This is a genomic window from Kribbella sp. NPDC050241, from assembly GCF_044459685.1.
GTDB lineage: Bacteria > Actinomycetota > Actinomycetes > Propionibacteriales > Kribbellaceae > Kribbella.
Genome location: NZ_JBITJE010000012.1, coordinates 134,820 through 145,596, shown reverse-complemented (window position 1 = coordinate 145,596; position 10,777 = coordinate 134,820). Strand labels below are relative to the sequence as shown.

Below are 10,777 nucleotides of genomic sequence, written 5' to 3'. Positions count from 1 at the left end.
AAGCGCGTGAGCTGCGGAGGTGGGATGAGCGAGTCGGGGCGGGGCGACGAGACCGAGGCGCCGGACGTCGGACGGGACCGCGAGAGTCCGGTGGCTGACAACGAGGTGCTCGACGAGGCCGGCGCGACGGTGGTGGACGACGATCGCCTGACCGCGTCGTCCAGCCGGGGTCGCGTGGACACCGGGGTGACACCCGGGATGCAGATCGCCAGTGCCTGGGCCTGGCGGTTCCTGGTGATCGTCGCGGCCGTGCTGGTGATCGCCTACGGGATGCGTTATCTGTCCGAGGTGGTCGTCCCGGTCACGGTCGGCGTACTGCTGACGGCTCTGCTGGTTCCGGTGACGGACGGCCTGCAGCGGCTCCGCATTCCCCGCGGTCCCGCGGCGGGCATCACCGTCCTGGCGACCATCATCCTCGTCGCCGGTCTGCTGACCCTGGTCGGGACGCAGATCGCGGGCCAGTTCGAGAGTCTGTCCACCCAGGTCGGCGAAGGCGTGCAGAAACTGCGCGACCTGGGCCGGATCAACTTCGGGCTGAGTGACAAGGACATCACCGCCGCCTTCAAGCGACTGCAGGACGAGATCACGTCCGGTGGTGCTCTCGGTCAGCGCGCGGCCGAGGTCGGTACGACGGCGACGCATGTCGTGGCCGGCCTGTTCATCGCGCTGTTCTGCCTGTTCTTCTTCCTCTATCAGGGCGATCGGATCTGGGCGTGGCTGATCCGGCTGTTCCCGCGGCAGGCGCGCGAGAAGGCCGACTCGTCCGGGCGGAAGGCGTGGGTCTCCCTCACGGCGTTCGTCCGGGCCACCATCATCGTCGCGGCGGTCGACGCGATCGGGATCTCACTGGGCGCGGCGATCCTCGGTCTGCCGCTGGTGAGCGCGATCGGCATTCTGGTGTTCGTCGGCGCGTTCATCCCGGTCGTCGGCGCGCTGATCAGCGGCGGGGTCGCCGTACTGGTTGCCCTGGTCGCCAAGGGACCGATCATCGCGATCATCATGCTGGCCGTGGTGATCGGCGTGCAGCAGCTCGAGGCGCATGTGTTGCAGCCGTTCCTGCTCGGCCGCGCGGTCAGCGTCCACCCGCTCGCCATCATCTTGTCGATCGCCACGGGTGTGATCATCGCCGGGATCGTCGGCGCGCTGATCGCCGTACCGACGGCCGCCGTACTGAATGCGATCGTCAACCACCTGGCCGGCAACGACGTCGATCCGGAACCACCGCGACCGTTGCCCCGTAGATACCTCTTCCGGGAGAAACCCGCGGCGGAGTCAGCGGAAGGGGAGGGCTAAGCGCCCCGTCCCGTCGTCATCGAGGGCGTTCAGGGCGGTGACGAGTTTGCGTTCCTCGTAGGTGAAGTGCGTCTCCATCAGGGCGGCCACGGTGTCGAGCTCCCGCTTCCGCTCGGCCGGATCGAGCTCGGCGAGTTTCTCCAACCGCTGCAGGGCTTCCGCGATGATCAGGTGATCACGGGCCAGCTCCTCGAGCACCGGGCGAAGGTCCGGGTACTCCTCCGCGAGCACCACGAACGCGCCGTTGTCCTCACCGGTGTGGTGACGGGTGAGCGCCCCGCAGAACGCCAGACAATGGGCCAGTAGATCCCTGCCATCCGGTGCGGTCTGTTCCCGCAGTACGTCGATCTGCTCGCGGAGTTGATCGTGGAAGGCGACGAGCTGGTTTCCGAATCCTTGCAGGCGTGACATCACCGCAAGCCTAACGTGCGACGACCGGCCGTCCTCGGGAGAGGACGGCCGGTCGTTCGGTTGGTGCGGAGGGTCAGTGCATCGCGGCGGCCGCGGAAGCCTCCATCGAGTCTTCCTCGCCTTCGCCCTCCGGCTTGGGTCCGTCGGAGCGGCCGGCCAGCCGCTGCTCCGGGGTGATGATCGCGAGGATCAGTGCGATCGCCAGGAACGGCAGCGAGACCAGGAACACGTCGCCCATCGAGTCGACCAGACCGTGCAGGGCCCAGCCCTTCATCGGCTCCTTCAGGCCGTGCAGCGCCTGAACGCTGTTGGCCGCCTTGGCGAGCCCGTCGACCACGGTCTGGGTTGCGTTCGGAACGATGTCGCCCAGGTGCTCCTTGAGCCGGCTGGTCAGCACCGCGCCGTACACCGCCGTACCGATCGCGCCACCCATCGAGCGGAAGAAGGTCATCGTCGAGGTCGCGCTGCCCATGTGCTTGCGGTCCACGCTGTTCTGCGCGGCGGTGACGGTGATCTGCATCGACAGACCCAGACCGGCGCCCATGATGAACATGTAGATCGCCAGGTGCCAGTACGGCGTGCCCAGGCTCAGCGTGGACAGCAGCAGCATCGCGCCACCGACCAGGACCGAGGAGATGATCGGGTAGACCTTGTAGCGCCCGGTCTTGCTCATCAGCTGACCGCTCGGGATCGACGCGGAGAAGATACCGACGATCATCGGCAGCAGCGCCAGGCCGGAGCGGGTCGGCGACATGTCCTTGACCGCCTGCAGGTACAGCGGCAGGAAGATCAGCGCACCGAACATCGCGAACCCGAGCAGGAACGCGTACCCGGCGTATCCGGAGAAGATCCGGCCCTTGAACAGGTCCATCGGGATGATCGGCTCGGCCACCCGCAGTTCGACGATCACGAAGGTGACGGCCAGTACGACGGCCGCGGCCAGCAGGGCGATCGTGGTGCCGGTGCCCCAGCCGTTGGTCGGGCCGCTCCAGGAGACGGCCAGCAGCAGCGAGGTGACGGCTCCGGTGACCACTGCGGCACCCAGGTAGTCGATCTTGTGCGAACGCCTCACGTGCGGCAGCCGGAGGACGGCGCCGACGATGCCCAGGGCAACGAGTCCGATCGGCAGGTTGATCCAGAAGATCCAGCGCCAGCCGGGACCGTCGGTGAGCAGACCGCCGAGCAGCGGGCCGGCCACGGACGACAGGCCGAAGACGGCACCGAAGTACCCCATGTACTTACCGCGCTCGCGCGGCGGGATCACGTCGCCGATGGTGGCGAAGGCCAGTGACATCAGGCCACCGGCGCCAAGACCCTGGACGGCCCGGAAGCCGATCAGCATCTCGATGTTCTGCGACAGCGCGGCCAGCACGGAGCCGGCCAGGAAGGTGACGATCGCCGCGATGAACAGCGGGCGACGGCCGTACAGGTCGGAGATCTTGCCCCACAGCGGCGTGGAGGCGGTCGAGGTCAGCAGGTACGCCGTGACCACCCAGGACAGCTTGTCCAGGCTGTTGAACTCGCTGACGATCTGCGGCAGCGCGGTTCCGACGATGCTCTGGTCGAGCGCCGCCAGGAACATGCCGGCCATCAGGCCGCCGAGGACGACGAGGATCTGTTTGTGGGACAGGTATCCCGGAGTTTCAGGCGCAGCGCCGCCGGTGGTGGCGGGCTCGGTGGTGCTCATGTGGTGCTCCCCAGCTTCTTGTCGGTGTTCTCGCGATCGGCGGGGTCGCCGCCGGCCGCGAAGTCTTGGGTACGGCGCTCTGCCGCGGGTGTCGGGCGTAGGCGCGGGGCGACAGCGGCCCAGCCCTTGTCTGCCCAGCTCTTCTCGATGGCCGGGTCGGTAAGGCTCGCGACGCCGTCGGCGAACCGTGTCATCAGGTGCTCGAAGGTCAGGACGTCGTCTTCGGACCAGCCGTCCATCGCTGCGCTCAGCAGCTCCATCCGGCGTCGGGCGCCGGCGTCCCACTCCTCGATGCCCTTCTCGGTCAGCTCGACCCGGAAGGCGCGGCCGTCGTCGGGGTCGGGGGAGCGGCGGACCAGGCCCAGCTGCTCCAGCGACCGCACGTGGCGGCTCGCGGTCGAGGCGTCCAGCTCCATCCGGTTGGCCAGGTCGGACAGGCGCAGCGCTCCGCTGCACCGCAGTACGAACAGCACCAGGTGGACGCTGTGGTCGATCGTGTCCCCGGGCTGCTTGGCCTTCAGCCGCCGGCCGATCCTGGTAAACGCGTGCAGCACGCCCTCGATCGGGGTCTGCGGAGAGTACGCGTCGTTTACTTGCATGCTGCAAGCATATACATGCTTGCGTGATACACGCAAATGAGTTTCCAAGATTTCTGAGTGAGCCGCCACTCACTTACTCACAGTCTTCAGGTGATCACTGTTCGTGGAAGATGAGAACCAGTACACGATCTAGTGACGGCGGAGGGCTGCGTTCTGTGACGCAGGGGTGGACCTAGGACCCCGGTGGTTGGTCGGTCTGGCACCCTGGCCCGCCCCTCTCGCCACAACGAGGCTGGCTCGGGACACATTCCTGCTAGCTACTGGGGGACCCGTGACGGCGATCGACGGCCGGTCGGTGGACAGCATGGCGACGACGAGGCGCCGGCTGCTGGAGTTCGGAGCGGTCTGTGTCGTCCTGACCTGGTTGCCTTGGGCGGTCCTGGGCGTGCTGGGCGCGAACCTCGACAAGGGCGGCGGGATGCTCGTCTTCGCCCTGGCGGCGTCCGGGCCGTCGCTGGCCGCCTTGGTGATGTGGCTGTGGCGACGCGAGAAGCAGCGGCTGGTGAAGTGGTCGTGGAGGTGGCCGCTCGCCGCCGTACTGCTCGGTGCACTTCCGCCACTGGCGGCGTCAGTGCTGACCGGACACCTCGCAGCGTTTCCCGACCATGCCGCCGACGTGATCGCCGGCGCCGGTGGACCACTCGGGGCGCTGGCCTACACGTTCCTGGCCGGACCGGTCGCGGAAGAGTTCGGCTGGCGGGGCTATGTGCAGCCCCGTCTCCGTAGGTACTACGGGCAGTTGGCCACCACCGCGGTCCTGGGCGCGGCGTGGGGGCTCTGGCACGTCCCGCTGTACTTCCTGAACGGCACCGGTCAGCATGACGACGGGCTGTTCACCCAGCAGGGGCTGACCTTCTTCCTGGGGCTGTTCCCGCTGACCTACGTGATGCTGTTCGTCACCGAACGCCTCCGCGGCGGCGTACCGGCGGCGATCCTCGTGCACGCGGCGTGGAACCTCAGCGAGGAGCTGATTCCTCCGCTCGGCAACGGTGTGTGGGTGGAGCTCCTCATGATGACCGCCACGGCGGCCGCGGTCGGCTGGTATTGGCGACGCGCGCTCCCGCGGCACCGTCGTACTGAGGATCCTGCGATCCTGGACGCCGACTCGGCGAGCGACAGGAGGGTGCCAGGATGGCGCAGGTAGCAGTGGTGACCGGTGGTGGTTCGGGGCTCGGGCGCGAGATGGCGCTGGCGCTCGCGGCGGCTGGGTTCGAGGTGACCGTCACTGGGCGGACCGAGGAGAAGCTGCGCGAGACCGCTGCCCTGTCGGCCGAGGGGCGAGTGCGGACCGCGGTGCTGGATGTTGCCGATGGCGGGGCGGTGCGTGCGCTCTTCGGTGGGCTCGAGCGGATCGACGTACTGGTGAACAACGCGGGGACCGGCGCGCCGGCGGCCGGGGTGCAGGATCTGGCCGAGGAAGACTGGCGGCGGGTGGTGGACACCAACCTGACCGGGTCCTTCCTGTGTGCGCAGGCGGCGTTCGCGTTGATGCTGCGGCAGGATCCGAAGGGTGGACGGATCATCAACAACGGCTCGATCTCGGCGCATGTTCCGCGGCCGCAGGGGATCGCGTACACGGCCAGCAAGCACGCTGTCACCGGGTTGACGAAGGGCCTCGAGCTGGAAGGCCGGGCGCACGGGATCACGGCCTGCCAGATCGACATCGGGAACGCCGCGACCCCGATGACCGAGCGGATGGGGCAGGGCGTGCTGCAGCCGGACGGGTCGATCGCGGTCGAGCCGACGTTCGATCCGAAGATCGTGGCGGACTTCGTGGTCCGGATCGCCCAGCTCCCGACGTCGGTCGCCGTACCGCACCTGACCGTGATGGCCGCCGGCATGCCGTACGTCGGCCGCGGTTGACTTCCAGTCGTGTTGAGGTTCTAGCGTCGATGGATGGAACCGCCCAAAACGACAAGGAAACTGTCGGCCGGTCCGTCTAGGGTCGGGACCGTGAGTGAGCAGCGGGAGTCCCTGGTCCATGTCCGCGGACTGCGGAAGTCGTACGGCGACTTCGAAGCGGTCAAGGGCATCGACCTGGATGTGTGGCGCGGGGAGGCGTTCGGGTTCCTCGGGCCGAACGGCGCGGGCAAGTCGTCGACGATGCGGATGATCGGCGCGGTCTCCCCGACCAGCGGCGGCACGCTGCGGATCCTCGGCATGGACCCGGCCACCGACGGCCCGTCGATCCGGGCCCGGCTCGGCGTGTGCCCGCAGGACGACACCCTCGACACCGAGCTGTCCGTCCGGGAGAACCTGACCATCTACGGCCGGTACTTCGGCCTGAGCCGGGCGGAGTGCCGTAGTCGCGCGGACGAGTTGCTCGAGTTCGTCTCGCTCACCGAGAAGGCGGAGGTCAAGGTCGACGAGCTCTCCGGCGGGATGAAGCGGCGGCTGACGATCGCGCGCTCGCTGGTGAGCAACCCCGACCTCCTGCTGCTCGACGAGCCGACGACCGGGCTGGACCCACAGGCCCGGCATCTGTTGTGGGACAAGTTGTTCCGGCTGAAGCAGGCCGGCGTGACGCTGATCATCACCACGCACTACATGGACGAGGCCGAGCAGCTCTGCGACCGGCTGGTCGTGATGGACGGCGGCCTGATCGCGGCCGAGGGGTCGCCGGCCGACCTGATCCGGGACTACTCGACGCGTGAGGTGACCGAGCTGCGGTTCGGGCCTGAGGTCATGTCGTCCGACCACGACGCACTGGCTGAGAAGGTCGAGGACCTGGCCGACCGCATCGAGGTGCTGCCGGACCGCCTGCTGCTCTACACCGACGACGGTGAGTACGCGGTTTCGGCGGTCCACGAGCGCGGTCTGCAGCCGGCCTCGGTCCTGGTCCGGCGCTCGACCCTCGAGGACGTGTTCCTCCGGCTCACCGGCCGGACGTTGGTGGATTAGGGCGTGTCTCCTAACTCCCCGCCTACTGCGCGGCACTCGGCACGACACCTCACCGCACGTGAGCAAAGGCCACGATGCTCCGCATCGAGACCTTCGCTCCCGCACGCCGATGCACCGCACCGAGCACCTGCTCGCTACGGTGCGGAGTTAGGAGACACGCCCTGATGGCGCTCGCACTGGAGAACGGCCGTCGCCAGTTCGACTACTGGCTGACCGTCTACAAGCGGACCTGGAAGGGCACGCTGATCAGCAGCTTCCTGCTGCCATTGCTCTATCTGGCCGCGATGGGGATCGGTCTCGGCTCCTTCGTCGACCGGAACGGGACGGGAGCGCTCGGTGGCGTGAGCTACCTGCAGTTCATCGCGCCCGGGTTGCTCGCCGCCACCGCGTTGCAGGTGGCCGTCGGCGAAGCGACGTACCCGGTGATGAGTGGATTGAAGTGGCAGAAGTTCTTCCACTCGATGATCGCGACGCCGCTGCGGCCGGTGGACGTGGTCGGCGGTCAGCTCGGCTTCATCGCCTTCCGGGTGGGCAGCACGTGTGCGGTCTTCCTGGCGGTGATTGCGGTGTTCGGTGGACTGGAGTCACCGCTCGGTGTGCTTGCGCTGCCGGTGGTGTTGCTGGTGGGGATGGCTGCCGCGGCGCCGGTCGCGGCGGTGGCGTCGACGCTGGAGAACGACTCCGGCTTCGCGATGATCTTCCGCTTCGGGGTGATACCGGCGTTCCTGTTCTCCGGTGCGTTCTTCCCGGTCTCGCAGTTGCCGAACTGGATCGAGTGGCTCGCGTACCTCAGCCCGCTGTGGCACGGCGTGGCCCTGTCCCGTGATCTGGCGATGGGCACGATCAACCCGCCGCTCGCGCTACTCAACGTCGTCTACCTGCTCGCCTGGTTCGTGGTCGGCACGTGGTTCGCCGTCCGCGGCTTCACCAAGAGGCTGGTGGGCTGATGACGACCCTCACCGCCCGGGTCGTCCCGATCCCGGCCCGTGTCCTCGGCCGCGGCGGCGGCCGGCACATCGTGGAGCGCAACTTCCTGCTCTACCGCCGGTCCTGGATCGTCTTCCTGTCCGGCTTCTTCGAGCCGCTGTTCTACCTGCTCTCGATCGGCATCGGCGTCGCGCAACTGGTCGGCGACTTCACGTTGTCCGACGGCACCACGATCGGGTACGCCGCCTTCGTCGCGCCGGCGATGCTGGCCAGTTCGGCGATGAACGGTGCGATCTTCGATTCGACGTACAACATCTTCTTCCGGATGAAGTACGCCAAGCTCTACGACTCGATGCTGGCGACGCCGCTGCGACCGTGGGACATCGCGACCGGCGAGGTGACCTGGGCGCTGCTGCGTGGAGCTTGCTATTCGGCGATGTTCATCGCGGTGATGCTCGGGATGGGCCTGATCACGTCGTGGTGGGCGCTGCTCGCGCTGCCCGCCTCGGTCCTGATCGCGTTCGCGTTCGCCGGCGCGGGGATGGCGCTGACGACGTTCATGCGCAGCTGGCAGGACTTCGAGTTCGTCCAGCTCGCGGCGATGCCGATGTTCCTGTTCTCGGCCACGTTCTACCCGGTCGAGACGTACCCGGAGGCCATCCGCTGGCTGGTCGAGATCACTCCGCTCTACCAGGGTGTCGTGATCGAGCGTGCTCTCACCACCGGCACAGTCGGCTGGTTCCTCCTCGTCCACGCCTTCTACCTCGCCGCCATGGGCACGATCGGCATGTACATCGCCTCCCAACGCCTCGGCAAGCTACTGCTGAAGTAGCTCGGCGTACGCGATCGGGAACTCTGTGGAACCAACCGGGTTTACATCGGCGTCCGATTGGCATGATCCGGCGGGTGAGGAATCCGATCGGGGTGTTGCGGCGGAGCCAGCAGGTGCGGTCTCAGTTGAAGGCGCCACGGGAGCGCTTGCCGGGTGGCAGCCGCCGATGGATCCGGTCGTCGATGGAGTGGATGATCACCGAGTTCGGCCGCGACGTGGTGCTGCGGCCGATCGCGCTGCCCAGCGACCTCATCCCAGCCGGGTACGACGGCAGCCGGCCGGCCGCCGAGGAGTTGTGCCGGCTGGTCAGCGAGCGGATGGATCTTCGGCCGGATCAGTGCGCCCTCAGCTTCGAACTCGTCGGTGAAGGCATCCGGCGGCCGGCGTACCGCAGGTCGGCTTCGGTGGTGAAGGAACCGTCCGGCCGGTGGATCCGCGGCGCCGAGCGCAACCAGATCCAGCTCTCGCCGACGCTGGCCGCCGACCCGGTCGCGCTGATCGCGATCTTCGCCCATGAAGCCGGGCATGAGCTGCTGCTCGGCAGCAGCCGGATCTCGGTGGCGCGCCGTCCCGACCATGAACCACTGACCGATCTGCTCACCGTGTTCTACGGACTCGGGATCTTCACCGCCAACGCGGCGTACGAGCGACGGCCTCGACCGAACGGGCGGGGCAAGCAACCGTTGGCGCGCGGGTACCTCCGTGAAGCGGCCTTGTCCGAGGCGCTCGCGTACTACGCCTTGCTGCGCGGAGAGCGTCGTCCGACGTGGGACCGGCACCTCGATCCGCCGGTCCGCCGCGGTATGCGCAACCAGTTGGCCGTGCTGCACCGATGACTACTGCGCAAGGATCCGCCGCAGCCACCACACGCCGCCGCGGAGCATCGACTCCTTGCTCGGACCGGACAGGTGATCCGGCAGGTGCGCGTAGGTCATGACCTGGTGGAGTGCTCCCAGCTCCTCGGCCAGTTCGAGCGCACGACGCAGGTCCGCGGGCGAGGCGTACGACTCCCACTCGGCCAGATAGGCATCCTTCAGCCGCGGATCCGTCGACGTCGGCGACCGTTGCTCGAAGAACGTCACGAGGTCCAGGAACGGATGGGACACAGCGGCGTCCGTCCAGTCGAACGCCAACACCCGACCATCCCGGACAGCAAGGTTCCGCGGATGCAGATCACCGTGCAGCAGAGTCTCCGGTACGCCGATCGCCGCGAGCTCGGTGATTGCCTCACGCAACTGTTCGGCCCGCCTCGGCAGCAGCGCGCGCTCCGCGGGTTCGAGCAGATCGGTGGCGGGGGTCGGCCCGAGCAGCCGGTCGATCTCGGCCTCCAGTACGCCGAGCCTACGGTCGACGCAGCTGAACTCCAGCAGCCGATCCGGCTGATCGGCAAAGCTGCGCTGCAACCTGGCGTGCCCGCGTAGTGCGTCGATCCACAGCGAAACGTCCGGAAAGTCGGCCAACGGGGGGCCGAGGTCGGGCAGCAACATCCAAGCCCGCTTCTCGTCCACGGCCAGCGGCGCAGGCACCTCGCCAGGACGCTCGTCGGAGAGCTGCTTCAACAACATCGGCTCGTGCGCGAACAACAGCGGCAACGCATCCGCCCGCGCCGGGATGGTGCTGGAGTGCGCCAGTGCCTTGAAGTACACGTCTCCCTGGGCCGTCGGGACACGCAGTACGTTCGACAGCCCCCATGAGCGCACCTGGGACCACGGACCCGTCCTCGCGACCTGTTCGTCGATCCACGACAGCGCTTCGTCGTACCAGCCCGGCCTGGTCCACGCCGGCGTCACGGGGGAGTCCGCCGGCAGGGCGAGGTGCTCGCGCGCGGCCACGACCGCCGGATCGTCGAGGTCATGCACCCACCGGGCATCCGCTGGAACCGCGCCGGTCGAGAGCATGAGATAGGTGGTCGGCTCTTCGTCAAGGCAGGTGAGGACGACAGCATCGATCGACAGCTGCTCGCGGAGCCGGCCGACCGCGGCCTCCACGTTCGGGAACCAGAGCTTCTCGGCGACGTCCACCTGCGGGAGGCCGGAAGGCAGCACGAGGACCGCCTCGTCGGAGTGGCGAACCACGACAGCCGTGACCTTCATGAGCCGCAGCGTATGTGGCGGGTGCAACTGGTTT

11 protein-coding genes are annotated in these 10,777 nt (G+C 67.9%); 7 read left to right on the top strand and 4 right to left on the bottom strand.

Features of this window, described 5'->3' with window-relative positions; translation table 11 throughout:
- Positions 1–24: 24 nt before the first annotated feature.
- Positions 25–1,293 (top strand): AI-2E family transporter, encoded by a 1,269-nt coding sequence (locus tag ACIBG5_RS37150; protein ID WP_396396412.1) that lies wholly within the window; start codon positions 25–27, stop codon positions 1,291–1,293.
- On the opposite strand, the gene ACIBG5_RS37145 is transcribed toward ACIBG5_RS37150, so the two are convergent.
- The 3 genes from ACIBG5_RS37145 to ACIBG5_RS37135 all read right to left on the bottom strand — a co-directional run bounded on the left by ACIBG5_RS37145 (position 1,273) and on the right by ACIBG5_RS37135 (position 3,990).
- A complete protein-coding gene (locus ACIBG5_RS37145; RefSeq protein WP_396396410.1) occupies positions 1,273–1,704 on the bottom strand; it encodes a hemerythrin domain-containing protein in 432 nt (143 codons plus the stop codon). The two genes, ACIBG5_RS37150 and ACIBG5_RS37145, sit on opposite strands and share 21 nt — an antisense overlap.
- A 73-nt stretch (positions 1,705–1,777) precedes the next feature.
- Positions 1,778–3,391: an MDR family MFS transporter gene (locus ACIBG5_RS37140; protein ID WP_396396409.1), complete on the bottom strand. Its 1,614-nt coding sequence runs from the start codon at positions 3,389–3,391 to the stop codon at positions 1,778–1,780.
- Positions 3,388–3,990, bottom strand: a complete 603-nt coding sequence (locus tag ACIBG5_RS37135; RefSeq protein WP_396396408.1) for a MarR family winged helix-turn-helix transcriptional regulator — start codon at positions 3,988–3,990, stop codon at positions 3,388–3,390. Before ACIBG5_RS37135 ends, ACIBG5_RS37140 begins: the two co-directional genes overlap by 4 nt.
- A 271-nt stretch (positions 3,991–4,261) precedes the next feature.
- Between ACIBG5_RS37135 and ACIBG5_RS37130 the strand changes: the two genes are divergently transcribed.
- The 6 genes from ACIBG5_RS37130 to ACIBG5_RS37105 all read left to right on the top strand — a co-directional run bounded on the left by ACIBG5_RS37130 (position 4,262) and on the right by ACIBG5_RS37105 (position 9,486).
- Complete coding sequence (locus ACIBG5_RS37130) at positions 4,262–5,134, top strand: type II CAAX prenyl endopeptidase Rce1 family protein (protein ID WP_396396406.1); 873 nt, start codon at positions 4,262–4,264, stop codon at positions 5,132–5,134.
- Positions 5,122–5,853 carry an SDR family oxidoreductase gene (locus ACIBG5_RS37125; RefSeq protein WP_396396404.1) on the top strand — a complete coding sequence of 244 codons (732 nt, stop codon included), beginning with the start codon at positions 5,122–5,124 and terminating at the stop codon, positions 5,851–5,853. The genes ACIBG5_RS37130 and ACIBG5_RS37125 overlap by 13 nt, the downstream gene beginning before the upstream one ends.
- 90 nt (positions 5,854–5,943) lie before the next feature.
- Positions 5,944–6,891, top strand: coding sequence for an ABC transporter ATP-binding protein (locus ACIBG5_RS37120; protein WP_396396402.1), 948 nt, complete (start codon positions 5,944–5,946; stop codon positions 6,889–6,891).
- A 164-nt stretch (positions 6,892–7,055) separates the two neighbouring features.
- On the top strand, positions 7,056–7,838 hold the full coding sequence (locus ACIBG5_RS37115; protein ID WP_396396400.1) for an ABC transporter permease: 783 nt from the start codon (positions 7,056–7,058) through the stop codon (positions 7,836–7,838).
- The gene (locus ACIBG5_RS37110; protein ID WP_396396399.1) at positions 7,838–8,650 is read left to right on the top strand and encodes an ABC transporter permease; all 813 of its coding nucleotides are present in this window, start codon (positions 7,838–7,840) and stop codon (positions 8,648–8,650) included. The genes ACIBG5_RS37115 and ACIBG5_RS37110 overlap by 1 nt, the downstream gene beginning before the upstream one ends.
- Positions 8,651–8,832: 182 nt before the next feature.
- On the top strand, positions 8,833–9,486 hold the full coding sequence (locus ACIBG5_RS37105; protein ID WP_396396397.1) for a hypothetical protein: 654 nt from the start codon (positions 8,833–8,835) through the stop codon (positions 9,484–9,486).
- Here ACIBG5_RS37105 and ACIBG5_RS37100 read toward each other — a convergent pair whose 3' ends face one another.
- The gene (locus ACIBG5_RS37100) at positions 9,487–10,743 is read right to left on the bottom strand and encodes an aminoglycoside phosphotransferase family protein (RefSeq protein ID WP_396396396.1); all 1,257 of its coding nucleotides are present in this window, start codon (positions 10,741–10,743) and stop codon (positions 9,487–9,489) included. It lies immediately after the preceding gene.
- Between the last annotated feature and the right edge of the window lie 34 nt (positions 10,744–10,777).